Consider the following 25,307-nt stretch of genomic DNA (forward strand, 5'->3'; position numbering starts at 1 on the left):
TGTTCATGCGTCTGCTCGCCGGTTTGTTTGCCTTGTCCATCGCGTTTCTGCCTGTATCCGTCACAGCGCAGGGTCTGGATGTTGCCTTTGGGTCCCTGACCCATGACAGCACGCTTCCCGTCGAAGTCACCGCAGATCAGCTTGAAGTAAACCAACAGGCAGGCACCGCCGTTTTCAGCGGAAACGTTCTGGTTGGGCAAGGCAGCATGCGCCTGTCTGCCAACCGGGTCGAAGTGTCTTATGCTGGCTCAAACGGTGACCCGACCGGGCGTATTTCTAACATGGTAGCCACCGGCAATGTGTTGCTGGTCAACGGTGCAGAAGCAGCCGAAGCCCAGAAGGCTGTGTACGCGGTCGATCGCGGCTCGATTGTGATGTCGGGTTCTGTCTTGCTGACACAGGGGCAGAACGCCCTATCGGGGGAACGCTTTGTCGTTGATCTTGGGTCCGGCACCGGCCGTATGGAAGGCCGGGTAAAAACCATATTCCAGACGGGCAACGCCCAATGACCACCAAGCCGGAGCTCAAGGTCGAAACCGGCGCGCCGGGGCTGCAGGTGACACACCTGCGCAAAAGCTATCGCCGCCGCCCGGTGATCCGCGATGTCAGCATGGAGCTGAAACGCGGTGAAGTCGTTGCACTGTTGGGCCCCAACGGCTCGGGCAAGACCACGTGTTTTTACAACATCGCAGGCCTGATCCGCCCCGAAGGCGGCGCCGTGATGATCGACGGGCGCGATGTGACCAACCTGCCCATGTATCGCCGTGCCAAGCTTGGCATTGGCTACCTGCCGCAAGAGGTCAGCATTTTTCGCGGCCTCAGCGTCGAAGACAACATTCTTTCTGTGTTGGAAATTTCTGAAAAAGACCGCCACAAACGTCGCGAGAAACTCGAAGAACTGCTGTCTGAGTTCTCTATTGGGCATTTGCGCCGGGCCTCGGCGTTGTCTTTGTCAGGCGGCGAACGGCGGCGGGCCGAAATCGCCCGCTGCCTTGCGGCTGACCCCAAGTATCTGTTGCTTGATGAACCCTTCGCCGGCGTTGACCCAATCGCTGTTGGTGAAATCCGCAGCCTTGTAGCCGACCTGCGCAACCGGGGCATCGGCATTCTGATCACCGATCACAACGTTCGCGAAACGTTGGAAATCGTCGACCGGGCCTATATCCTGCATGACGGAACCGTGCTGATGAGCGGTACGGCCGATGAGGTGATTCAGGATGAAAACGTGCGCCGTGTCTATCTGGGGCAAAACTTCCGCATCTCTTAAAGGCATCGCCCGATGGGTATGAAGCCACAGCTTACTGCTCGGCTTGAAACCCGCCTGTCCCTGACGCCCGAGCTGCGTCAGGGCCTTGCCATGCTGCAAAACCCCACCATTGATATGATCGCCGACTTGCAGCGCGAAGCCGCTGAAAACCCGGTTTTGGACCTAAGTCAGCCTGACACCCCGGTTTATGACGATACGTCAGAAGTGGCCCAGCCCGACAGCTTGACCCTGTCGCTGAACAATCAGATCAGCTTGATGCAACTTGACCCCGATCTGGCGGCGCTGGCGCGTTTCCTGACGGGCGACATTTCGCCAGATGGCTACCTGCGCAGCAGCAACGCCGAACTTGCCCATGTTCTGAACCTGCCCGAACAGAAAATCCAGGACGCCATAGAGGTGATCCAAGCCTGTGATCCGGTCGGGGTTGGGGCCCGCGACCTGCAGGAATGCCTGACCCTGCAATTGGTCGCCAAGGGCATCGCGGCAGACAAAGCTCGCGCAGTTTGCGCGCATCTGTCCCTTTTCGCGACATCCGACTGGGCCGCAGCCAGCCGGGCCACTGGCATTCCGCAGCAAGAAATCGAATCTCTGAACTCGGTTTTAAAAACCACCAACCCCTTGCCCGGCGCCGGGTTCGCGCAACTTTCGCACAACATTATTCCAGAAATTCTTGTCGAGCAGGACAATGCCGGCAACCTGATCGTTTCAGCCAACACAGATATGTTGCCGACCCCGCAAATTGATACGACCTTGCTTGATCACATCGAGCAGGATTCCAAATTGGCTCAAGAGTACTACCCGCGTGCAAAAGCAATGGTCAGGGCGTACTCGTTTCGCTCGCGCACGATCGCGCGTGTTGCGCAAGCAATCGTCGCCCATCAGCACAGCTTTTTTACCAACGGTCCCAGTAACATGAACCCGTTGTCGCGTGCCGCACTGGCAACCACGCTTGATCTGCATCCAAGCACCATCGGACGCACCGTCCAGGGCAAATACCTAAGCTTCAATGGCGCGCATTATCCGCTGGACCTGTTTCTGACCGGCGCCCTGAGAACGGAGGACGGCGCAGAGGTTTCCGCCTTCGCCGTCCAACACCAGATTCGTGGCCTTGTATCGGGGGAATCCGCCGACGCGATCCTGTCTGATCAGCAAATTGCTGACATTCTAAAGGCACAGGGCGTTGACATCGCACGTCGAACTGTCGCCAAATACAGGGGATGCATGAACATTCCATCATCGTTCGAACGTCGCCGCTCCAAGACGACGCAACAGCACCGTCCGGACCTTCCGGGCAGCGATCCTTCCAACACAACCTGACATATGACAAAGACGGCACCCGCCGCTTTGCCGCTTGTCGCCATAACACATAGGAGGAGGCGTGATGCGCTACCAAATTACCGGCAAACAGATTGATATTGGTGAAGCCCTGCAAGACCATGTCAAAACCGAGCTTGACGAAACTGTATCAAAATATGCCGAGCGCCCAACCGATGCGAGTGTGATATTCTCAAGGAACGCTCATGAATATGTGTGTGAAGCGACGATTCATCTGTCCACCGGTCTGACCGCACAGGCCAAGGCAAGCGCGACCGAGATCTATGCGGCATTGGATCTTTGCCGCGACAAAATGGAAAAACAGCTGCGCCGGTATAAGCGGCGTCTTAAGGACCATCACCAGCAACGCGCGCAGCCGGTTGAACTGGTCGGGGCTTCCTCGTATATCCTTGCCGGAACCGAGGACGCCGAGGAATCGGAACCCGCCAGCCTGCAACCGATGATCATCGCCGAGATGGAGACTCAAATCCCTTCTCTGTCGGTCGGTGAAGCCGTGATGCAGATGGAGCTGGCAGGGGCCGCACTCTTGGTGTTCCGCAATGAGAAAACCGGGGGCGTAAATGTTGTCCACCGCCGTGATGACGGCAATGTGGGCTGGATTGACACCTGATGGTCTAAACGGACCCGTGCGGGCGAACCCTGCGCAGAAACGAAACAAGGTACCATGGAACTTTCGAGCATTCTGAAGCCCGAAGCCGTCAAGGTTTTCGGAACTCTTTCAAGCAAGAAGCGCCTGTTTCAGGACCTCGGCGAGATCGCGGCAACGGCCTATGGCCTGCGTCCCAACGATGTTGTCGAAGCCTTGCAAGAGCGTGAGAACCTGGGACCGACCGGGGTTGGGCACGGTGTTGCCCTGCCCCACGCCCGCCTGTCGGGCGTCAACTCGGTTGTTGGGGCCTTTCTGCGTCTGGAAAAGCCGCTGGATTTCGACGCGGTCGATCGTCAACCGGTAGATTTGGTTTTTGCACTGTTTGCCCCGCTTGAATCCGGGGTCGATCACCTGAAAGCGCTGGCGCTTGTGTCGCGTACATTGCGAGACGAGGCCTTCTGCGCCAAGCTGCGCGCCAATGACCAAGCCGCAACCCTACATGCTTTGCTGACGGAAAGCCCCTCGTCTCAGGCAGCCTAAGCCCAAGCCCGATAGCCAAAAACCACGTAATCCCGTTGATAGGCATCCTTCGCTGCGGCTTCCAGCTCGGCGTCATAGATGTCGGCCAACGCTGGGAACGAGCTGTCACCCGGGCGCAACGGGGCACTGTCGATCCCGACCTGTTCAGAAAGTTGAGCCAGGCCTTGCTCTAACGACTCGGCCCGCAAAATCATGTCAGGCTGCGCAAACCGCGCCATTCCCATCAACACATTGTCCTGTGACGCCCAGGACCGATCCACCCGAACGCTGGTCTGGCCTGTCAAATTCCCCTTAAGGAAATACAGAAACTCAAGAAACCCGTCGCGAAAGGCTTTGGCATCGGCATCGGGTTCAGGAAAGGGAACTTTATACAGCTTCCCAATGTGTTTCTTCATGGTGTTGTATTCCCCATCGCCCGCCGCCACCAGATTGTGGCAATAGACGTTCCACGCGCGTTCCAGCGGATGGGTGACAATGGTAAAGCTGCGGTGAAGCTGGTTTTTTCGGCGCCATTGACGCAGGGATTTGCGGTTAAACCCCGATTGCAGAGCATCCTCACTCACCCCATCCAGATCGGCCAGCCAATTCTTGGCGACCTGTTCGGGCCCACCGAAGATCGGCATGTAAAACACCGGCGATTTCGCCGCAGCAACATAAGTTGGCACCTGCGCGCCACGGCGCGGCTCAAAATTGGGGGTCCGGGTCAGGTCAAACCGGTCAAGCTTGGACAGCGCCTCCTGCATCTCTTCAAAGTTAATGACCTTATCCGAGAGCGGCGACGGGTTCTGTTTCTTTAGCTTCTTTGGCAAATCTTCGAGCTTTTCCTGCGAGCCAATAAACGCCCCCAGCCCGTTGATCACATCCAGATCAGAAATATCCTCGTACGCCAGATAGAATGCCGTTTGGCCCGAAGACTGCATGCGGTGCAAAAGCATCAGCTGATACTGCTGCAAATCATTCAGATAGACCTCAAACTCCTGCGGGCTGAAGTAGGCACGCCCGGCCACATGGTCCTTCATATCTGTCAGGCGCCATTGTCCTGTCTGCTCGGCTATTTTCCACGACACAAAGCTTTCCAGCGGGTTGCGCGTCAGGATGATCTTGGCGCAGCGCGGATCATCCATCACAAGGTCCAGCACACGGGGGTCGTGATCCTGAAAGAAGCGAAACCCGGATACATGCCCCTCTTGCGCACGCATGGCGGCAAGAAACCCCTTGGGGTCTGCCTCGCGTTTGGAGAGGGTGAACCCGAACATATGATCTGTCTCGGAATCTCCGATGAAGAACGGATTGAAAGCCTCGCCATGGCACTGAATATCGCCAAACGTGTTCAGATGTGCTTCCAACAGGTTCGAACCCGTGCGCATCGCTGCAAAAATTACGAAAGAATCGAATTTTCCGGTCATAAGTCTCTATTTCACCAAATAGGGCCGCCGCCGCGCGGCGGGCCGGTTTTGTGGGTCATCCCCCACAGGGAAGTCACCCATCAGGTAAGGATGCATGCCTTGGTTGCGTAGGTTCTGCAAGAACTGTCCAAAGCCGGTCAGGTCTTTCATCCGAGGGGCCTCTGTCAGTCGGCGATGGCCGCGCGGAGCGATCTCGTCGATGATGATCTGCAGGGGTTCCATCGGGTTTTGCACGAAATCCGCCATCGACCAAATCCGTACCCGCGCCTTTGTATTCTGCGACCGCAGGATATCCAGATGCCGGGATTCGACCTTTTGCAGCGCCGCTGCCTCGCGTCGGATCGACGAAAAATTCCGATTGGATTGGAACAAAGGCACGGCCCAAGCGCCCGTAATGACGGAAATCTGCGCATTTGGGTCCGTGGCGACGAACCAGCTGATCTCTTGCTGATCCATAGGGCCAAACTGGAAACATTGCCGTTCACCACGGGTATTCCAGATCAGGTTGGTGACAAACGCCTTTGGATCGGCATCGCGCAACGCGGCACTATCGGACTGGCAACCGTTATACACGGTCTCGCCGCCAGCAAAGAATGCACGTTGCGGATCAAAGAGGTGCCCATGCACTCGCCCGCCAGCAGCCTTGCCCAGCCAAGTTTCGAAATTCTCAAACAGCTCTGAGAAGCCTTCAAACACCGAATAGGGCCCGCCGGTGCGGCCACTGTCCCACCCGCCGTGGGGAAAGCGGCTTTGCATGTACAGGCCGGTACGACCTAGCGTCCGACGCTCCACCGCTTTGGTAAACAGACGGTCGATTTTGCCCGGGTTTGGCTCGGCGTTCTTGGTCACGGCGGGATCGTTGGACAGGAACGACGAATACAGATGATCAGCCTTGGGCCAGATTTTGCGTGCCACAAAACAATCTGACCGGCGCAGCAGCTGAAGGTGGTCATCGTAGAAAATGTGGGGTTTGCCTTGAAAGTCGAACTTGGAAAGCGTCAAAGAGCGGCTTTCAATTTGCTGACCATAAACCCGCGCCAAGGATTGGAAGTAACTCTCATCCGGGATCCAAACGCGCTTGAAGTAACGGTCATACACCTCCCGGTCAGGGTCTTCCAAAATGGCAGACAAGGTGCGACGGGTCAGGCACCACCATTGCGACCCAAGATGCGGCACCAAGCCCGAAGGCACTTTGCGTTTGAACCGAATCTTACGCTGAAGCGCCACATAGCCATCAAAAAGCTGGCGCTGGCGTTTCCATGAAAACGGAAAACGCAGGGTGAACCTTTCGCGATCCAATCCCCCCACGGTCCAAGGGACATCGTCTGTGGTGACGGATTCGATGAAGTCCGTTTGGGGGCGGCTGTCCAGATAATCGCACAGTTCCTGCACCGGACGCAGCGGCAGACAGGAACCCGACGCAAGATAGACGTGACGGATTTCAGGAAAGCTCTCCAAGGCCAGTTCCGCCGCTGATTGGGTGGCGGCGACGAGTGACCATGTCCCCCACTCCACCTTGTAGCGTTTGCAAAACTTGACGTTTTCCAGATCGGCCAGGCTGTCGGTAAAGGCCTTGCAGGTTCTGCGATCCACCGCCTTGTCGACATGGATCACCACCGGGCACCCGCTTTCAGCCCAGTGCCGCGCCACCTGACCTGCACGGTTCAGCGCGGTGTGCACAAGCATGATGAACCCGACGCTCATGCCCAATTCCCCTTGGACATCAGACCCAGAATTTCCAGCTGGCGCCAGTTGATGTACTTTTCGGACCAACGGTTCCAGATCACCGGGCGGTCTTTCAGGGTCTCGTGATAGGCAAGGTATTCGGCGGATTCAGCGTAATGCTCACCGCGCTCGGTCTCTTCGGCGGCTTTCTCACCGAAGGTGTTCAGGAACTTGGCATGCAATAAACAGCCAGACGCCTTTTCGCCCCCGCCTTCGTCATAGACGTGGTTCAACCCGCGCGGCAGCATCATATGTGTGGAGCTGATATAGACATAGTTACGGTTCCACCGAACAAGTGGCGTCTTGTTCAGCGCAGGTGCGCGATAAGGATCATCCGAAAAGAACAGTCGTGCCCGAGGCCCGCCCTGTATCCAAAGGTTATGGTACTTGTGGTTCTTCGAGATCATATAGTTGCCGCTGTCAAACCAGCTGGCAATTTCAAGCGGATCCTGACCTTCTTGATACGGTTGAGCATCAATCGGGCCACGGGGGTACATATCCAGCAACATTGCGCTGAATGACTTCACGTCTGAAGCATCCAGCCAGTCGGTCAGCGCCGGAATCGGGCGGGTGTCGCAAAACGGATAGACAAAGAATTCATCTGGGTCGACAACCAGTGTCCAGTGGTCATGGCCATACTTTCGCTGCAACCAGTTCAGCCAATCGACGCCAAAATTGGCCTTGCGATAGCTGCGTTTGGTAAACCACAGCGACACGTCATCCTGATCTTTCAGGTACGCGCCCGAGCCATCATCCGAGCCATTGTCGACAATGAGAAAATGTCCGACACCCTTGTCACGATAGTAATCCAGAAAATAAGGCAGGCGCTTGCGTTCATTGCGCAGGGTCGAAAACACCAGCAGGTCATCACGTTTGATTGCCGCAGTCCGGTTTGCAACGCTCGTCAATTCGCGCCGCTTTCGAAAGGCGCGAAATTGCCAGCGCTTGCGCTCCAGCCGCATTCGATATGATGATATCGCGCCCAACCTGCCTCCTGTCCCCTCGGGCCTATATCAGATGTTTTGCGAAGGCGTTAAGCAGACCCGGCCCAAGCAAATTATTGTTTATGATTAACATCCAAAGTTGCACTTTGGGACCAATTGTTGAGCAACAATACGAATCCCAGCCATCTGCGTAAACCATAGAAATGCTTATAATTGCGGGGTTTTAGCCCCAGTTTTTCCCCCGCATCAGACCCAAGTGCACCAATTGTTGCCAATCTTGGTATTTGTGAGCCTTTTCATGCCAGAAATCGGGGTCTTCGATCAGACTGTCGTAATAGTCACCATACTGATCACTATAGGCAAAATGCTGAGCACGCTGTTTTTCATCCGCGGAACGATCCACGATATCGGGCAAGAATTTGCTGTGCAGCAAAACGCCGGTCACGGCATCCTCGGGTGCCCCCGACGGATGGTTCAAATCGCGCGGCAACAAAGAATGGGTCGAGCTGACATAAGCATAGCGCCAATGCCACTTGATCAGGGGCATCTTTGACAAAGTCGGCGCTTTGCGCGGGCTGTCCTGAAAGAACATCCGCAAGCGTGGTCCGCCGGTCAAAACCTCATTGCGCAGCCCTGGCTGGTCCAGAGGTACGAACCCGTCGGCATCGAACCATTGCAATACCTCGGCCGGGTGTTGGCCCGGCATGTGCCTTTGCTGCGAGGGCGGGCCTTTGGGGTACAACTCCAGCATCACCGTGCGCAGGCGTTTTTGACCATTTTCATCCAACCAGGCAGTCAGCTGGTTCAGGTCTTTTGTATCGTGTTGCGGATAGATCAACAGCTCGTCCGCATCCAGCACCAGACACCAATGCCCGGTGCCATAACGGGTCTGAAGCCAATTCAGCCAATCCACCCCAAAGCGGGAATCCTTGTAGCTGTGTTTGGTTTGCCAAAGCGAAACATCGGGCTGGTCCAACAAGTACTCGACGGTTCCATCGTCACTGCCGTTGTCGACCATTAGAAACTGATCAACGCCCAATGCGCGGTGATGCGTCAGGAAATAGGGCAGGCGTTGTCGCTCGTTTCTTACGGTGGAAAACAGCAATATATCTGAGCGCTGAATCTGCGCGGTGCAATCTTTCAGCAGGGTCAGCTCACGCCGTTTTCGAAATGCCCGCCACATCAATTGACGCCGGTACCAGCGCGCCTTGAAGGCACGCTTTAGCCGCAGCCACAGGCTCTCGGGCGCAGGATTACTTGTCGTAATGTCCGTTTTGGTGCCAGCGCCAGGCATCTGCGATCATCGTCTCCAGAGTGGATCGTTTCGGGCTCCACCCTAGCTCGGCCTCGGCACGCGTGCTACCGGAAACAAGTTTGACCGCATCACCGGGGCGACGCTCGCCCAGCTCATAGGGCACCTCACGGTTGGTCACTGATTTCGAGTGATCAATCACTTCGCGCACCGAAAAACCTTTCCCGGTGCCCAGATTAAAGACGCGGCTCCCTTTCCCGTCCTGCAACCACTTCACACCCAGCACGTGGGCGTCGACCAAATCCATCACATGAACATAGTCGCGAATGCAGGTGCCGTCGGGCGTAGGGTAATCTGTGCCAAACACCGTCAATGCCGCTCGTTTGCCATCAATCGCATCCAGCATCAGCGGGATCAAATGGGTTTCGGGCTGGTGGAATTCGCCGACTTCGCCATCCGGATCAGCGCCGGCAACATTGAAATAGCGAAAGATCACCGATTCAAGACCATGGCTGGCTTTGAAATCGGTCAGGATATCCTCGATGGCGCGTTTCGAAGCACCATATGCGTTCAGCGGGTATTGTGCGCTGTTTTCGTCCAGCACCACCCCGTCTTGATCACCATAGGTGGCGCAGGTCGATGAGAACACAAAGTTCAGGCAGCCAGCGGCAACGGCGGCCTCAATCAGCGTCAGCGACCCACAGACATTGTTGCGCCAGTACATGCCCGGCTCACGCATGGCTTCGCCGACCTGGCTGAAAGCCGCAAAGTGCATGACACCAACAGGCTGGTACTTTGCAAACACCTCATCCAAACGGGCGCGATCCATCAGGTCGCCCTGCTCAAACGGACCAAACTTAACGGCATCGGCCCAACCCGTGGACAGATTGTCATAGGTCACCGGCGTAAAACCCGAGTCCCGCAACACCTTACAGGCGTGCGAGCCAATGTAGCCCGCGCCGCCCGTTACAATCACATTCACCATGAAATGGTTGTTACCTTATTGGGCAGCTTCCTGTGAAGCCGCCATCGCCTTAATATAGTCGCCGAACTCTTCGCGCAGATCTGGACGCGACAGACCAAAGGCAACCGTAGCTTGCAAGAACCCAGCCTTCGAGCCGCAGTCAAAACGCTGACCACGGAAACGATAGCCATAAACGCCGCCACTGGGGTCGTTGATCTGGTCTGCGATGGCATCTGTCAGCTGCACTTCGCCCCCCGCGCCCTTTTTCATGGTCGAGATGTTCGCGAGCACTTTAGGGGTTAGAATATAGCGACCAATAACCGCCAGATTTGAAGGCGCTTCTTCGGCTTTAGGTTTTTCAACCATACCCTTAACAGAAACGATGCTGCCAAGGTCTTCCTGCACGTCCAGCACCCCATAGGCACTGGCTTTTTCACGCGGAACTTCCATTGCGGCAACCATATTGCCACCGGTTTCTTCATAGGCTTCGACCATCTGCTGCAAGCAGGGTTTTTCGGCAGCGATCACATCATCTGGCAGGATCACGGCAAAGGGCTCGTTACCAATCAGACGACGGGCGCACCAAACCGCATGGCCCAGACCCAAAGCCTTTTGCTGACGGATGTAAGCGATTGCGCCGCTTTCCATGTTGGTATCTTCAAGAACCTTCAGAAGGTCGGTCTTGTTCTTCTTTTCCAGTTCCGCCTGCAGATGCGGCGCGTGGTCAAAGTAGTCCTCAAGCGCGCTTTTACCGCGTGAGGTAACAAAAATGAATTCTTTGATCCCTGCGGCCCGCGCTTCGTCGATCGCGTATTGGATCAAGGGGCGGTCTACCAAGGTCATGATCTCCTTGGGGACAGACTTGGTTGCAGGAAGAAAACGTGTGCCCAGGCCGGCGACCGGAAAAATTGCCTTGGTGATCCTGCGATCCATAATTTGTGCCTAACCTCTCTAAATTGTGGCTGCCTGAATACAGCGAAGTACTCGGATGGTCTTTAGCCCTGTTATACTTCAGAATTGCAAAAACTCGAACCAATCGGCGGGTGCGCTCAAAAAGCAGGCGGCTTGTTGCCGCAATGCAGCAAATTTAAGCAATTCCGCAGTCTGGGTTCCGGACCGGCATACGCTAGGCCAAACCCATCTGAGCCATCATGGTTTCAAGGCGTGGTACGTCTTCTGGGTTGTTAAGTTCCCAAAACTGACGCCCGCGTGCTTCGACTTCTACACACAGAACAGGATGTTCCCGCTCCAGAAAGCGGAGCTGTTCCAGCCCTTCGAGCTGTTCCAACGGGCCCGCTTCCCAGCGCGGATAGGCCGCAAGCGCAGAAGGGCGATAGGCATAAACGCCAACGTGATGAAAGACCGGAGTCGGGGCCTCGTCAGCGTAGGACTCCGAGGTGAACGGTATTACCTCTTTCGAAAAATACAGCCCACGGCGGTTCGCATCGAACACGGCTGTCGTACCACCCACACGCCCGGCTTTGCGATCTGCCAAGAGGGCATTCAGCGTTTCACCTTCGCAGCGCAACACGGGCGTCGCTACCTCGGCCACAGGATCGGCTTGCAACCCAGCGACAAGATCTTCGACGAACCAAGCCGGCGTCAGCGGCGCGTCGCCTTGCAGGTTAACCACAATGTCAAACCCACCGCCGATGTTATCAAATGCCTCGGCACAGCGTTCCGTGCCATTGGCGCAGCTTTCAGAGGTCATCACGACCTCAGCGCCGAAAGCTTCGGCAGCGTCCTTGATACGGTTGTCGTCGGTTGCCACCACCACGCGGTCCACGCCCTGAACCGCCATTGCGGCCTCCCAAGAACGCTGAATCAGCGTACGGGACTCACCACTTGCGCCCTTCAGCGCGACAAGCGGTTTGCCGGGATAGCGGGTCGAAGCATAGCGCGCGGGGATGACAACCAGAACCGACATTAAGCTTCTTTCAGCTCCACACCCGGCGACATCACGATGAAGAACGGGTTTTCATAGATCGGCTTGCCATAGGTCAGCGGAGTGTGGTCGTCAAAACGCACAACTTGACCACCGGCGCCCAGCACAACGGCGTGACCTGCGGCGGTGTCCCATTCCATCGTACGACCCAGACGCGGGTAAATATCAGCCTCACCCGTGGCAATCAGGCACAGTTTCAGTGAAGAACCGGCGCTGGTCATGTCTTTGACGGCGTATTTGGCGATGTAATCATCGGTAGCCTGATCGCGGTGCGATTTCGAGGCCACGACCATCAGCGCGCTGTTATCAGGCTCGGACACCGAAATCGGCTTGACCTCACCTACGGTATCAACGGCCAGATCGCCCAGCTCTTCGACCGACTGGCCCGAAGCGTCGGTATAGAAAAGGCGGTCCTTGGCGGGGGCGTATACCACACCACGGATCGGGGTGCCGTTTTCGACGTAGGCGATGTTCACAGTGAACTCACCACGGCGTTTTACGAACTCTTTGGTGCCGTCCAGCGGGTCAACGATCAGGAAGGTATCGGCGGTTTCCTTGTGGCTGTCGGCCTGTTCTTCGGTCACGATCAGCGTATCGGGGAAGGCCTCGGCCAGAATCTCCGAGATCAGCGCATCTGCCGCTTCATCCGCCTCGGTCACCGGGCTGTCGTCCGACTTTGACTTCACTTCAAAATCATCTGCGTTGTAAATTTCCATGATCTTGTCGCCTGCCAACAAAGCGGCACGGCGGCTGACCTGTTCAAGTTTCTCGAAATCCAATTTCTGCACTCCATTCGGACCCGGTAGCGGGCGTTGTAAGAATTCGGCAATTCCCTTATGATCAAGTGCAACAAGAACGCAAGCAAGTGCGCCCCTTATTCAGCCTTCACAACAGGCAGTCCCATAATGTTCGAGCCGAGCAGACCAAAAAATAATCTTACCGGCGGTCTTCATTTGCTGTCGCTGATCTATCACGCCACGGTGCGCGATGTCCGCAAAACCCACGGGAACGCGGTGATTGGTCTGTTGATGAACATCATGCAGACCGCGCTTTTCGTGATTGCCTTCTACTTCATGTTCACCGTTCTGGGCCTAAAGGGAAACGCAATCCGCGGGGACTTCCTGCTTTATATTATGTCGGGCATTTTTCTGTTCCTGACCCATAACAAAGCACTTGGCGCGGTCGTAGGGTCCGAAGGGCCCGCCTCTGCGATGATGAAACACGCGCCGATGAACACGATGGTATCGATCTCAGCGGCGGCGCTATCGGCGCTCTATTTGCAATTGCTGGCCATGGGCGTGGTGCTGTTCATTTATCATGCCGTGGTGACCCCGATCACCATCTTCCGACCGATCCCCGCGATGGGGATGGTATTGCTGGCATGGTTTTCAGGCGCGGCCATCGGCACGGTCTTTCTGGCGCTGAAACCCTGGTTTCCTGGCTTTGTGTCCATCGTGTCTGCCATTTATCAACGGGCAAATATGATTGCATCGGGCAAGATGTTTGTCGCCAATACGCTTCCGGGGTTTATGTTGGTGATGTTTGACTGGAACCCACTGTTTCACACGATTGATCAGGCCCGTGGTTTCGCATTTCTGAACTACAACCCGCATTATTCCAACACGGTCTATCCCTTGGTCCTGTCCGTCGTTTTGCTGATGATCGGGCTTATGGGAGAGTCCTATACGCGGAAACATGCCTCTATCAGCTGGAACGCCGCGCGGTAATCCGCCCGCAAGCCAACCTGTTATCGCATAGCAGCCCGAAACCGGGTGGCGGCTATCGTATAGCGGCCCTGAAGCCGCAACCCTTTCCATGACCTCCCCGAGTCGCGGGGTCTTTACCGGAAAGGACAAAACATGAAAAAATTCATGATCATACTCAGCTGCGCAGGCCTTTTGGCCGCCTGTGATACGCCCGAGCAATCCGCCCTATTAGGCGCTGCAGCGGGGGCCGCCATTGGGGCCGAAACCTCTGGCAAAAACAAAGATAAAGGTGCGCTGATCGGCGCGATTGCAGGGGCAGCAGCAGGCGCCGCCCTGGGCGGGACGCAGCAGGCACCACAATGCCGCTACCGCTATCCGGATGGTACGGAATACGTGGCCGATTGCCCGCAATAAGCCTTGGCGCGGATCAGTCAACGACGCGCAGCGTCAAATTGATCCGCCCACCCGACCGTAAAAGAGTAGAGGTGTCCGGCTTGATCCGATCCACCCCGTGATAGGTAAGCCGTGCCTTCCCGCCCATCTCCATCACATCCCCTGATCGCAGCCAAAGGCTCTCGGTCTTGCCGCCGCGCGTGGTATTCCCAATCCGAAACAGCGCATCATCCCCAAGCGAGATCGACAACACCGGCCAACTGAAATCGGCCTCGTCCCGGTCTTGGTGCATCCCCATCTTGGCATCAGCGCCATAAAAGTTGATCAGGCAGCAATCCGCAGACCGCTCCAAGCCGGTGATCCGGTGCCAAAGGGCCCTGATGCTGTCAGGAATTGGCGGCCAAGGGCCCCCGTCTGGGTGACGCGGTTCATACCTGTATCCCCGCTGATCCGAAAACCAGCCATATCGCCCGGCTGAACTCATCCGCACGCGCATGGGTTTGCCATAAGGAGTCATCAGCGAAAACAACGGAGCCTGCGCGATCACGCCCCGCAGGTCTTCGACCATCCGCTGCTGCGCCTGAACATCCAGAAAACCCGCGAAGAGCTTAAAATCTCGGATCACGGCACTGGGCAGTGGGGGTTTATCGCTATCTTGGTCGTTTTTCGGGGTCATCGTTCACATTTGTGTCAAGGCCACCGCTTGCAGCGCCTATTCGCCCTCCTTATATACGCCGAGAACCCCGGTCGGGGAATCCTTGACCGGACCTTTTGGGATCAGAGTGCGGAAGCCTCAATCTGGGTCCGCACTCAAAATATCGCCTAATGAAGAGGTAGAAAATATGGCCAAAGTAATCGGTATCGACCTCGGGACCACCAACTCGTGCGTTGCCATCATGGACGGCTCGCAACCCCGTGTTATCGAAAACGCCGAAGGCGCACGTACCACGCCTTCGATCGTCGGCTTCACTGACAGTGAACGCCTTGTCGGCCAGCCGGCCAAACGGCAGGCTGTCACCAACCCGGCAAACACCGTGTTCGCCGTGAAACGCCTGATCGGTCGCCGCGTTGACGACCCGGCTGTTACCAAAGATCAGGAACACGTGCCCTATTCCATCGTGGATGGCGGCAACGGCGACGCCTGGGTCGAAGCCAACGGCGAAAAGTACAGCCCCAGCCAAATCTCGGCCTTCATCCTGCAAAAGATGAAAGAGACCGCTGAATCCTATCTGGGCGAAGACGTTACCCAAGCCGTGATCACCGTTCCGGCTTACTTCAACGACGCTCAGCGCCAAGCCACCAAAGACGCCGGTAAAATCGCCGGTCTGGAAGTGCTGCGCATCATCAACGAACCCACCGCTGCTGCGCTGGCCTACGGTCTGGACAAGAAAGAAACCAAAACCATCGCCGTATATGACCTTGGCGGCGGTACTTTCGATATCACCATTCTGGAAATCGACGACGGTCTGTTCGAAGTGAAATCGACCAACGGCGACACCTTCCTGGGTGGTGAAGACTTTGACATGCGCATCGTTCAGTATCTGGCGGGCGAGTTCAAAAAGGAAAACGGCACTGACCTGACCAAGGACAAGATGGCCCTGCAGCGTCTGAAAGAAGCCGCTGAAAAAGCCAAAATCGAACTGTCCTCGAGCCAGCAGACCGAAATCAACCAGCCGTTCATCGCAATGGACCCGAACACCGGCACACCGCTGCACATGGTTATGAAACTGACCCGTGCCAAGCTGGAATCGCTGGTCAACGACCTGATCAAGAACTCGATCAAGCCGTGTAAGGCTGCTCTGAAAGACGCCGGTCTGTCGACCAACGACATCGACGAGGTCGTACTGGTCGGTGGTCAGACCCGGATGCCGAAAGTGATCGAAGAGGTCACCAAGTTTTTCGGTAAAGAGCCCCACAAAGGCGTGAACCCGGACGAAGTGGTTGCCATGGGCGCCGCCATTCAGGCCGGTGTTCTGCAAGGCGACGTTAAAGACGTGGTTCTGCTGGACGTGACTCCGCTGTCGCTGGGCATCGAGACCCTGGGCGGTGTGTTCACCCGCCTGATCGACCGCAACACCACGATCCCTACCAAGAAGTCGCAGATCTTCTCGACCGCCGAAGACAACCAGAACGCCGTGACCCTGCGCGTGTTCCAGGGTGAGCGCGAAATGGCTGCAGACAACAAGATTCTGGGCCAGTTCAACCTGGAAGAAATCCCGCCGGCACCGCGTGGTCTGCCGCAGATCGAAGTGACCTTCGACATTGACGCCAACGGCATCGTGACCGTGGGCGCCAAGGACAAAGGCACCGGCAAAGAGCAGGCGATCACCATCCAAGCCTCGGGCGGTCTGTCGGACGACGACATCGAACAGATGGTTCAGGACGCCGAAGCCAACGCCGAGGCCGATAAGGATCGTCGTGAGCAGGTCGAAGCCCGCAACCAGGCTGAAAGCCTGATCCATTCGACCGAAAAGTCGATGGAAGAGCACAACGACAAGGTCGACCCGACCACCATCGAGGCCATCGAACTGGCCATCAGTGCTCTGAAAGAAACCCTCGAAGACGAAGGTTCTTCGTCGGACAAGATCAAAGCTGGTATCCAGAACGTGACCGAGTCGGCCATGAAACTGGGCGAGGCCATCTATAAGGCACAGCAGGAAGATGCGGGTGAATCCGCTCCTGAAGGTGCTGAAGAGCCTCGTGGTGTCGACGATGACATCGTCGACGCCGACTTCGAAGATCTCGACGACGAAAAGCGCTAAAGCGCCGGAACTTCATCAACCGGTCCGGACATGCCGGGCCGGTTGAATGTGTTCCCCTTTTTACAGGGTAAGCCAATGGCAAAACGCGATTATTACGAGGTTCTGGGTGCCAGCAAAGGTGCCTCAGCCGACGAGCTGAAAAAGGCCTATCGCAAAAAGGCCAAGGAACTTCACCCCGACCGGAATTCCGACAATCCCAACGCCGAATCGCAGTTCAAAGAAGTGAACGAGGCCTATGACGTCCTGAAAGACGCCGAGAAAAAAGCAGCTTACGACCGTTTTGGTCATGCAGCTTTCGAAGGCGGCATGGGCGGTGGCGGTCCACGCGGCGGGCAGGGTGATTTCGCCAACGCGTTTTCCGACGTTTTCGACGATCTGTTCGGCGACTTCATGGGTGGTCGCGGCGGCGGTGGGGGTGGCGGTGGTCGTCAACGCGCCGCGCGTGGCTCGGACCTGCGTTATAACCTGCGGATCACGCTGGAAGAGGCCCATCAGGGGCTACAAAAAACCATCAACGTGCCGACCTCGGTCGCCTGCTCTGTCTGTGATGGCACAGGCGCCGAAAGCGGCGCAGAGCCAACCGCCTGCCCGACTTGCTCGGGCATGGGTAAGGTGCGCGCCCAACAGGGGTTCTTTACCGTTGAACGCACCTGCCCCACCTGCGGAGGCTTGGGCCAGATTATCAAGAACCCGTGCAACTCTTGCGGCGGCGCGGGCCGGGTCGAAAAAGACCGCGCACTTAGCGTGAATATTCCTGCTGGCGTCGAAACCGGCACCCGCATCCGTCTGGCGGGCGAGGGCGAGGCCGGGCTGCGTGGCGGCCCGACGGGCGATCTCTATATCTTTATTCAGGTGGTCGATCACCCGATCTTTGACCGTGATGGTGTGCATCTGTCCTGTCTGGTTCCGGTGCCAATGGCCACTGCGGCCTTGGGCGGCGACATCGAAGTACCCACGATTGATGGTGGCCGCAGCCGCGTGAAAATCCCTGCGGGCAGCCAGACTGGCAAACAAATGCGCTTGCGTGGCAAGGGCATGCCCGCCCTGCGTGGTGCTGGTCAGGGCGACATGTTCATTGAACTGGCCGTTGAAACACCGGTGAATCTGACCAGCCGCCAGAAAGAGCTGCTGCGTGAATTCGCCGACGCCTCGGAAAACAATAGCCCCGAAAGCTCGGACTTCTTCGGCAAGGTCAAAAGTTTCTGGGAGCAGATGAAGCCTTAATCCCCTCGGGTTAACTATTCATTCAGCAAGATTTGCAAGGGTCGGCCCATGAGCCGGCCCGATGCATTCTCAGAACAACCCCTGCCGCTGTTTACCGCGGAGGCTGCGCCTGTTCTGACGCCCGGTTCCAAGCTTCCGTCGTATATCAAAGATCACCGCAAACGTCTGCGCGCCCGATTTCTGGACGGCGGGGCCGATGCCTTGCCGGACTACGAAATGCTGGAACTGGTTCTCTTTCGCGCGATCCCGCGGCAGGATGTCAAACCACTGGCGCGGCGGCTGTTGGATAAGTTCGGTGACTTTAACCGGGTGCTCTCTGCCCCGGTCGCGCGGTTAAAAGAAGTCGACGGTGTGGGTGACGCTGTTGCGCTGGAACTCAAGATCGTCGAAAGCGCCGCGCATCGCCTGACGCAATCAAAGGTGCGGCAACGTCATGTCCTGTCCGGTTGGGAAGCGGTGTTGGATTACTGCCGCGCCACCATGGCGCATCTTGAAATTGAACAGTTCCGGGTTTTGTATCTGGACGTCAAAAATATCCTGATCGCGGATGAGGATCAGGCGCGCGGCACCGTCAACCACGTGCCCGTCTATCCGCGCGAGGTCGTCAAACGCGCCCTGGAACTGAACGCCAGTGCGTTGATCTTGGTGCATAACCATCCTTCGGGCGATCCAACGCCATCGCAAGCAGACATCGACATGACGGCGCAGATTGATGACGCGGCGCAGGCGTTGGGACTAACCCTGCATGATCACATCATCATCGGCCAATCGCAGGAGCTGTCGTTTCGCTCGCAGGGGTACCTTTAGGCTCTAACGCAGCCAAACTTCGACACGGCGGTTCGCATGACGGCCCCAGTCCGTGTCATCGCACGCCACCGGCATTGCCTCGCCAAACCCTTCAACGGCCAAAGACGCGTCGTTGAAATCAGCAGCTTTGGCCAGTTTACGAACCGCCGCGCGCACCGCTTCGGCCCGTTCACGCGCGATGCGTCGATTGACCTCCCAGCCGCCCTCGCCATCGCTAAAACCGATGAAGACCAGCGTTTTTCCATTAAACTCTCCGCGCTCCAAAGCGTCGGCCAGAGCTTTCACATTGCCAACCGATTGCGCGTCCAGATCGCTGGAGCCCCCGCGGAACCGGAAAGTATTGGTCAACCGTACCGCGCCACGCAGAGTTTCAATAAGGCGCTGCACCTCGGGCGCGGGCATGTCTTCTCCGATTTTCGAGATCGCCGCCGCCAGACGCTCACCCTGTTGGTTCAGCGTGATTTGCTCACGGCCCTGATCCACAAAACCGACGTCCCGGATAACCCGCTGCGCGGCGGTTGTGTCCAGGTATCGCAGGAATTCGCGCGCCAACAGCGGCAACCGCTTCTTTGGCAGGTACAAAAACAGTGGCGCGGTGAAAGGATAATCCTCCGCCTTCAATGCCTGACGGCTGAGAGGCAGGGCGATACCACAGCTGTCTTCCAGCAAGACCAACTGCGCGCTGCCCGGGTCTGAAAAACGTGCCACAGAAAGCCCAAAAGGATCGCGCGCCACAGCGTCAGTCAGGCCGGTATGATCTAGGGGCAGCTTGGGCGCAGCCATGGGTTTCAGCCCGATCGGGGCCAAAAGCAAATCTGCAATGGCTTCGCGCATCCCTGAATCCCGGGCGTGCTGATGCACCGTAATGGGCCCACGCCCGCCCGGCCATTCCGTGATGTCCCCCGCCAGAATATGCGCAAGATCAGACACTCTGATCCGCCGCAAGGGGTTGCCCGGCGCGACAATCGGCACCAAGGCATCCAAGGCCACAATCCGCGCCTGCGCGGCCGAGGTCACGTCGCCCAACCCGGCGTCGCGCATCAACTGAGCCTCATCCGCGCGAATCTCGCGCAGCGCCATGGCGATGCTTGTTTCCCCTGCTAACAGGTCCGCAAATCCTTCGCCGGTGGAATGTAGCCTGAAACCAACCCGCGCCTCGACCTGATCGATGTCAGCCGCGCGCAGCTCATAGCTGAACTCGGTGTCAGAACGCGCAACGCGCCGCACGCGCAATCCGCGCCGATGCGCGAAGTCCTCCAGCAGGGCGGGAATCAACGCCGTGCCCATCGCGGGCGCTCCGGCAAAAGAAAACTCTGCAACGAAAGCGTTCAAATCCGGGCAACCCGTCCCGGCGCAGCGCACCCCTTGGCCATCCAACACAAGGCGGCCATAGGCAGTGTCGACTTCGTAAAACTCGCCGTCAAACGACAGCAGCGTTCCGCTAACGGAAATCGTCCCATCGCGGGACGTCAGCGCTACGTCCTGCGCTTGGGCTGCAGGGGCACGTACAAAGACAAGCGCGGCGAAGATCGCCGCGCCAACAAAAAACCGGATCATAGGTCCAACAAGGTCGCGTCAGTTCTGCGCGATCTTCATGTCTCGGAGAATGTTTTTCAACACAAGATATTCACCAACCGCATCGCAAGCGGGCACAGACATGCTCAGCTCTACCGCTTGCATCTGCCCAGCGGCATCAACTTGCAATGTTTCGCCAAGAATCTGGCGGTTGCAGTTGGATTGGGTGACCTCTGCCTCGACGTTCAAACGGACCGCGCCAGGCACCGTGTCGGTCTTTTGCGGGAAGCTATAAACCTCGGCTTGCCAGCCACCCAACGGCAATGCGGTGCCAATGCGGGTCAGAAAGCCGCCCTGATCACCCGATTGCGGGGCTTGGGCCCAGACATGGCCGAGTTCGCCATAGGCAGCGCCATATTCGAACGCATGCAGCTGGAGACCAGTTTCACCGCGCCATTGCAGCGCTACCCGTTCAAACAGCGACGCATCCGGCACTTGTACCGGCGCAGTCAGAACATCGCCGTTGCGCATTTCAGCGACAAAAACCGACAGGTCTGACAGCGCAGGCACCATCAGCTCCATCTCGCCAGTTTCGGGCAGCAGATAAGAGAACCGCAGTCGGTCTTGCGAGAACTCAACGACTTCATTGGAATGGCAGGTCGCACGCAGGCTTAGCTTAACCATCGCATCGTCCATAGCCTTGGCACGGAACGATGTTTCACAAGGCTGACCAAACGCGTTCAGTTCACGGCCTTCGGGTTCGGGTTTTTCCTGCGCATCATCCAACGCAGTCAAACGTTGGCGAATGGCGTCGTTTTGAACAGCCAATGCGGGCAGGTTTCGCACGGCCGTCGGTGCGACGGGAAGGCCCGGAACCTGATCAACATGTGCAGCGGCTAGATGGACGTCGGCCGTGGCCGTCGACAGCGGTACAACCGTTTTCACAGCATAGGGGGTCACCGTTTCAGACACGGGTTTATGCGCGCTTTCAACGATCTTATCGCTGCTTTGCACAAACTGCCCCGCCACAAAGGCGATCAGCAACGTGCCCGCAGCTGCTAGAAGACGATTACGGAGTACCACAACACTTACCTTTCCTTAACTCACCAGCGGAAGCTAGTGATGGAAAGGGGCAATTGCGTGGCAAGAACGTGGATTGTTGCAGACAGGGGAACATTGCAAAGATGTAGCCCCTATCGTGGCAGCAATTTACCCCAGTTTGCCATGACAATGCTTGAATTTCTTGCCTGACCCACATGGGCAAAGATCGTTGCGGCCGGGGTTGCCCCATGTATCCGGGTTGTCTTCGTCAAAGTCCGGATTAATGGGTTCGGGCTTGGGCTCTGGGTCAGCCGCGGCTTGAATCGCGCGCTGCTGCTCCAGCATTTGATCCATCATCTGCTGTTGCTCTTCTTCGGTCAGCGGACGGACTTGGCCAAGCTTCTGGCTGACTTCCTCGCGCAGAGAGTCCAGCATCGATTCAAACAGGGCAAAAGCTTCGGTCTTGTATTCGTTCAGCGGATCGCGCTGCGCATAACCGCGAAAGCCTACAACCGAGCGCAGATGATCCAGCGTCAGCAGGTGCTCACGCCACTTGCCATCAATCGTTTGCAGCAGGATCTGCTTCTCGATGTTGCGCATATTTTCTGGGCCGAACTGGGCTGCCTTGGAAGCCAGAGACTCATCGCTGGCTTTTTCCAGACGTTCGCGCACGGTTTCGTCATCCGCGCCTTCTTCGGCGGCCCAGTCAATGACCGGGACATCAATGTTCAGCTTTTCAAGCACGGCGGCATAAAGCCCTTCGGTATCCCATTGCTCGGCATAAGACTTGGGCGGCATGTGCTTTTCAACCAGATCGTCAATCACGTCATAGCGCATGTCCTTAACAATCTCGGACAAGTCTTTGGCTTCCATGATCTCGCGACGCTGGCTGAAGATTACCTTCCGCTGGTCGTTCATCACGTCGTCGAATTTCAGCAGCTGTTTACGAATGTCAAAGTTGCGGCCTTCAACTTTCGCCTGCGCCCGTTCCAATGATTTGTTGACCCAAGGGTGAACGATCGCTTCGCCCTCTTTCATACCCAGGCTGGACAGCACTTTGTCCAAACGATCCGAGCCGAAAATCCGCATCAGGTCGTCTTCGAGCGACAGGAAGAAAGACGAACGCCCCGGATCTCCCTGACGTCCCGAACGGCCGCGCAGCTGGTTATCAATGCGGCGGCTTTCGTGACGTTCTGTCGCCAGAACGAACAAGCCGCCCGCATCTTTGACCGCCTGTTCATCGGCGCCATGCTGTTCTTCGATCTTGGCGCGGATTGCATCCGCATCGCCCGAAGGATCAGCGGCAATGGCCTCCATAATCTTAAACTCGACGTTGCCGCCCAGCTTAATATCGGTCCCACGGCCAGCCATGTTGGTGGCAATGGTCACCGCGCCCAGCTTACCGGCATCGGCGACGATCTGGGCTTCTTGTTCGTGCTGGCGCGCGTTCAGAACGTTGTGCTTCAGCTTCGCCTTGGTCAGCATCTGGCTCAGCATCTCGGATTTGTCGATCGAGGTTGTGCCAACCAGAACCGGCTGGCCTTTTTCATGGGCCTCTTTGATCGTTTCGACAATCGCGTCGTATTTTTCCTGCGCCGTACGATAGACAGCATCATGTTCGTCTTCGCGGGCGATGGGGCGGTTGGTGGGCACTTCGACCACGCCCAAGCCATAGATTTCCATGAATTCGTCTGCTTCGGTTAATGCCGTACCGGTCATGCCGGCCAGCTTATCGTACAGACGGAAGTAGTTCTGGAATGTCACTGAAGCCAGCGTGACGTTTTCGGGATTAATCGTCACGCCTTCTTTGGCTTCAATCGCCTGATGCAGCCCTTCCGACAAGCGGCGGCCCGACATCATCCGGCCAGTAAATTCGTCGATCAGCACAACCTCGCCGCCACGGACAATATAGTCCTTGTCCTTGTGAAACAGCTTATGCGCCTTCAGCGCTTGCGTCGCGTGGTGCACAATGGTGGTGGATTCCGGGTCATAAAGCGACTGCTCCTCGGGCAGGATGCCAAGGCGGTGCAGTTCCTCTTCCATGAATTCGTTACCATCATCGGTGAAGGTCACGTTCTTGGCCTTTTCGTCGATGGTGAAATGTTCGTCCTGAACCGACGGGATCACCTCGTCCAGCGACTTATACAGATCTGAACGATCCTGACTGGGCCCCGAGATAATCAGCGGCGTCCGTGCCTCATCGATCAGGATCGAGTCGACCTCATCCACAATCGCGAAGTTGTGCTCGCGCTGGGACATTTGTTCCAGATCGGGCCGCATGTTGTCGCGCAGGTAGTCAAAACCCAGCTCATTGTTGGTGGCATAGGTCACATGAGACGCATAGGCCGCCTTTTTCTCTTCTTCGGGCTGCTGGGGGTAAACCACACCGCAGGTCATGCCCAGGGCGGTATAAACCTTACCCATCCATTCGGAATCCCGCTTGGCCAGATAGTCGTTCACGGTGACGATATGTACGCCTTTGCCCGTCAGCGCGTTCAGATAGGCCGGGAAGGTCGCAACAAGGGTTTTGCCCTCGCCGGTCTTCATTTCCGAAATGTTGCCTTGATGCAGAAAGATGCCGCCCATCAGCTGGGTGTCAAAAGCGCGCAGGCCCAACGCCCGTTTGGCCGCTTCACGGCAATTGGCAAAGGCTTCTGGCAGCAGGTCATCCAGCGACTCACCGCCCATGGCGCGCGCGGCCAATTTATCGGTCTTGTCCTTGATGCCGTCGTCGCTCAACGCAGCGAAATCTTCCTCAAGTGCATTGATCTTTGCAACGATCGAACGAGTGGCCTTGATCTTGCGGTCGTTTGGGGTGCCAAAAACCTTCTTGGCGATTGTTCCGATACCCAGCATGTTTTCTCCGCTTCGTGGCTCTTTTCGAGGATCGTAAGAAAGGATACCTTGCCCGCCCTGCATAGCCCCCTTAGGTAGGGCTTAAAGGGCGTTTAGGCGCATTCAGACCAAGAGCGATGTAAGCGCCTGCCCAACCTGTGTCAACGTCACCAGCCAGACTGGTGCAAAAGGAGTGGCCCTGATGCCCAATCTGAAGAATTCCCTGCTGTGTGCGGCCCTTATTTCTGGTCTTTCGACCCCGGTCTTTGCGGCTGAACCTGATGCGTCGACCGTGGTTGCCACCGTCGCCGGGACAGACGTCACTTTGGGTCAGATGATTGTGATGGCACAGCAGCTTCCTTCTGAATACCAATCGCTGCCTGACGAGGTTCTATACAATGCAGTGCTGGATCAGCTGATCCGTCAGATCGCCATTGGCAAGACCATCGAAGATGAACTGTCCTTGTCGGCCAAGCTGGCAATGGAGAACGAGCGCATTGGCTTTTTGGCTTCTGAAGCGCTGAACGGTATTGCGGCCTCGGCGGTCACAGATGAAGCCCTTCAGGCTGCCTATGATGCGCAGTTCAAAGACGTTGAACCCGCCACCGAATACAACGCCTCGCACATTCTGGTTGAAACAGAAGACGAAGCCAAAGCCATCAAGGCTGATCTGGACGGTGGTGCGGATTTCGCTGAAACCGCCAAAGAGAAGTCCACCGGCCCTTCGGGACCCAATGGCGGCAATCTGGGCTGGTTTGGCGCTGGGATGATGGTCAAACCTTTTGAAGACGCCGTCATGTCACTGGAAACAGGTCAGGTGTCGGACCCAGTACAAACCCAGTTTGGCTGGCACATCGTAATCCTGAATGAAACCCGCGTCGCCGCGATCCCGACCCTGGAAGAGGTTCGCCCGGAACTGGAGTCCACCTTGCAGCAGGACGCCGTCACCGTCGCATTGGACGAGGTTACCGCCGCCACCACGATCACCCGGACCGAAGAAGAGATCGACCCGACGCTGCTGCGCAGTACCGATCTGCTGACTCAATAACATCCTTGT

The 25,307-nt window shown here is 56.9% G+C and carries 23 protein-coding genes; 11 read left to right on the top strand and 12 right to left on the bottom strand.

The features are described 5' to 3' along the window. Nucleotides 1-5: 5 nt before the first annotated feature. From ATO10_RS05960 to ATO10_RS05980, 5 genes are all read left to right on the top strand, one after another. On the top strand, nucleotides 6-509 hold the full coding sequence (locus ATO10_RS05960; protein WP_035249362.1) for an LptA/OstA family protein: 504 nt from the start codon (nucleotides 6-8) through the stop codon (nucleotides 507-509). After that, a complete protein-coding gene (lptB, locus tag ATO10_RS05965; RefSeq protein ID WP_035249369.1) occupies nucleotides 506-1,267 on the top strand; it encodes an LPS export ABC transporter ATP-binding protein in 762 nt (253 codons plus the stop codon). Before ATO10_RS05960 ends, lptB begins: the two co-directional genes overlap by 4 nt. 12 nt (nucleotides 1,268-1,279) lie before the next feature. Then, a complete protein-coding gene (gene rpoN / locus ATO10_RS05970; RefSeq protein ID WP_035249376.1) occupies nucleotides 1,280-2,584 on the top strand; it encodes an RNA polymerase factor sigma-54 in 1,305 nt (434 codons plus the stop codon). A 64-nt stretch (nucleotides 2,585-2,648) separates the two neighbouring features. Further along, a complete protein-coding gene (hpf, locus tag ATO10_RS05975) occupies nucleotides 2,649-3,212 on the top strand; it encodes a ribosome hibernation-promoting factor, HPF/YfiA family (RefSeq protein WP_035249379.1) in 564 nt (187 codons plus the stop codon). 54 nt (nucleotides 3,213-3,266) lie between these two features. Then, nucleotides 3,267-3,731, top strand: a complete 465-nt coding sequence (locus ATO10_RS05980; protein ID WP_035249381.1) for a PTS sugar transporter subunit IIA — start codon at nucleotides 3,267-3,269, stop codon at nucleotides 3,729-3,731. On the opposite strand, the gene ATO10_RS05985 is transcribed toward ATO10_RS05980, so the two are convergent. The 8 genes from ATO10_RS05985 to cysQ form a co-directional block, all read right to left on the bottom strand. After that, entirely contained in the window at nucleotides 3,728-5,137 is a 1,410-nt protein-coding gene (locus ATO10_RS05985) for a sulfotransferase family 2 domain-containing protein (protein ID WP_035249384.1), read from the bottom strand. The two genes, ATO10_RS05980 and ATO10_RS05985, sit on opposite strands and share 4 nt — an antisense overlap. 6 nt (nucleotides 5,138-5,143) lie before the next feature. Continuing rightward, nucleotides 5,144-6,841: a DUF5927 domain-containing protein gene (locus ATO10_RS05990; RefSeq protein WP_035249386.1), complete on the bottom strand. Its 1,698-nt coding sequence runs from the start codon at nucleotides 6,839-6,841 to the stop codon at nucleotides 5,144-5,146. Further along, nucleotides 6,838-7,824 (bottom strand): glycosyltransferase family 2 protein, encoded by a 987-nt coding sequence (locus ATO10_RS05995; protein ID WP_035249388.1) that lies wholly within the window; start codon nucleotides 7,822-7,824, stop codon nucleotides 6,838-6,840. Before ATO10_RS05995 ends, ATO10_RS05990 begins: the two co-directional genes overlap by 4 nt. Nucleotides 7,825-8,029: 205 nt before the next feature. Beyond that, nucleotides 8,030-9,100, bottom strand: a complete 1,071-nt coding sequence (locus ATO10_RS06000) for a glycosyltransferase family 2 protein (protein WP_051597978.1) — start codon at nucleotides 9,098-9,100, stop codon at nucleotides 8,030-8,032. Next, a complete protein-coding gene (galE, locus tag ATO10_RS06005) occupies nucleotides 9,060-10,043 on the bottom strand; it encodes a UDP-glucose 4-epimerase GalE (protein ID WP_035249391.1) in 984 nt (327 codons plus the stop codon). The genes ATO10_RS06000 and galE overlap by 41 nt, the downstream gene beginning before the upstream one ends. A 15-nt stretch (nucleotides 10,044-10,058) precedes the next feature. Then, nucleotides 10,059-10,955 carry a UTP--glucose-1-phosphate uridylyltransferase GalU gene (gene galU / locus ATO10_RS06010; RefSeq protein ID WP_035249393.1) on the bottom strand — a complete coding sequence of 299 codons (897 nt, stop codon included), beginning with the start codon at nucleotides 10,953-10,955 and terminating at the stop codon, nucleotides 10,059-10,061. A gap of 193 nt (nucleotides 10,956-11,148) precedes the next feature. Continuing rightward, nucleotides 11,149-11,949, bottom strand: a complete 801-nt coding sequence (locus ATO10_RS06015) for a 3-deoxy-manno-octulosonate cytidylyltransferase (protein ID WP_035249396.1) — start codon at nucleotides 11,947-11,949, stop codon at nucleotides 11,149-11,151. Next, the gene (cysQ, locus tag ATO10_RS06020; RefSeq protein ID WP_035249398.1) at nucleotides 11,949-12,746 is read right to left on the bottom strand and encodes a 3'(2'),5'-bisphosphate nucleotidase CysQ; all 798 of its coding nucleotides are present in this window, start codon (nucleotides 12,744-12,746) and stop codon (nucleotides 11,949-11,951) included. Before cysQ ends, ATO10_RS06015 begins: the two co-directional genes overlap by 1 nt. A 126-nt stretch (nucleotides 12,747-12,872) precedes the next feature. Between cysQ and ATO10_RS06025 the strand changes: the two genes are divergently transcribed. Continuing rightward, on the top strand, nucleotides 12,873-13,694 hold the full coding sequence (locus tag ATO10_RS06025) for an ABC transporter permease (protein ID WP_035249400.1): 822 nt from the start codon (nucleotides 12,873-12,875) through the stop codon (nucleotides 13,692-13,694). Between the two features lie 132 nt (nucleotides 13,695-13,826). After that, entirely contained in the window at nucleotides 13,827-14,087 is a 261-nt protein-coding gene (locus ATO10_RS06030) for a YMGG-like glycine zipper-containing protein (protein ID WP_035249402.1), read from the top strand. 13 nt (nucleotides 14,088-14,100) lie between these two features. On the opposite strand, the gene ATO10_RS06035 is transcribed toward ATO10_RS06030, so the two are convergent. Beyond that, the gene (locus ATO10_RS06035) at nucleotides 14,101-14,742 is read right to left on the bottom strand and encodes an alpha-ketoglutarate-dependent dioxygenase AlkB family protein (protein WP_051597979.1); all 642 of its coding nucleotides are present in this window, start codon (nucleotides 14,740-14,742) and stop codon (nucleotides 14,101-14,103) included. A 166-nt stretch (nucleotides 14,743-14,908) separates the two neighbouring features. Here ATO10_RS06035 and dnaK point away from each other — a divergent pair, with 166 nt between their 5' ends. From dnaK to radC, 3 genes are all read left to right on the top strand, one after another. Further along, nucleotides 14,909-16,828: a molecular chaperone DnaK gene (gene dnaK, locus ATO10_RS06040; RefSeq protein WP_035249404.1), complete on the top strand. Its 1,920-nt coding sequence runs from the start codon at nucleotides 14,909-14,911 to the stop codon at nucleotides 16,826-16,828. 75 nt (nucleotides 16,829-16,903) lie between these two features. Beyond that, entirely contained in the window at nucleotides 16,904-18,052 is a 1,149-nt protein-coding gene (gene dnaJ / locus ATO10_RS06045) for a molecular chaperone DnaJ (protein ID WP_035249407.1), read from the top strand. A gap of 48 nt (nucleotides 18,053-18,100) precedes the next feature. Beyond that, nucleotides 18,101-18,859 carry a RadC family protein gene (gene radC, locus ATO10_RS06050; protein WP_035249409.1) on the top strand — a complete coding sequence of 253 codons (759 nt, stop codon included), beginning with the start codon at nucleotides 18,101-18,103 and terminating at the stop codon, nucleotides 18,857-18,859. 3 nt (nucleotides 18,860-18,862) lie between these two features. On the opposite strand, the gene ATO10_RS06055 is transcribed toward radC, so the two are convergent. The 3 genes from ATO10_RS06055 to secA all read right to left on the bottom strand — a co-directional run bounded on the left by ATO10_RS06055 (nucleotide 18,863) and on the right by secA (nucleotide 24,271). Then, nucleotides 18,863-20,416: a phosphate ABC transporter substrate-binding/OmpA family protein gene (locus ATO10_RS06055; protein WP_035249411.1), complete on the bottom strand. Its 1,554-nt coding sequence runs from the start codon at nucleotides 20,414-20,416 to the stop codon at nucleotides 18,863-18,865. Between the two features lie 18 nt (nucleotides 20,417-20,434). After that, entirely contained in the window at nucleotides 20,435-21,457 is a 1,023-nt protein-coding gene (locus ATO10_RS06060) for a hypothetical protein (RefSeq protein WP_155886704.1), read from the bottom strand. Nucleotides 21,458-21,583: 126 nt separating this feature from the next. Next, nucleotides 21,584-24,271: a preprotein translocase subunit SecA gene (gene secA, locus ATO10_RS06065; protein ID WP_035249413.1), complete on the bottom strand. Its 2,688-nt coding sequence runs from the start codon at nucleotides 24,269-24,271 to the stop codon at nucleotides 21,584-21,586. 181 nt (nucleotides 24,272-24,452) lie between these two features. On the opposite strand from secA, the gene ATO10_RS06070 reads away from it, so the two are divergent. Next, complete coding sequence (locus ATO10_RS06070) at nucleotides 24,453-25,298, top strand: peptidylprolyl isomerase (RefSeq protein ID WP_035249415.1); 846 nt, start codon at nucleotides 24,453-24,455, stop codon at nucleotides 25,296-25,298. Nucleotides 25,299-25,307 lie beyond the last annotated feature (9 nt).

The organism is Actibacterium atlanticum, from assembly GCF_000671395.1.
Lineage (GTDB): Bacteria > Pseudomonadota > Alphaproteobacteria > Rhodobacterales > Rhodobacteraceae > Actibacterium_D > Actibacterium_D atlanticum.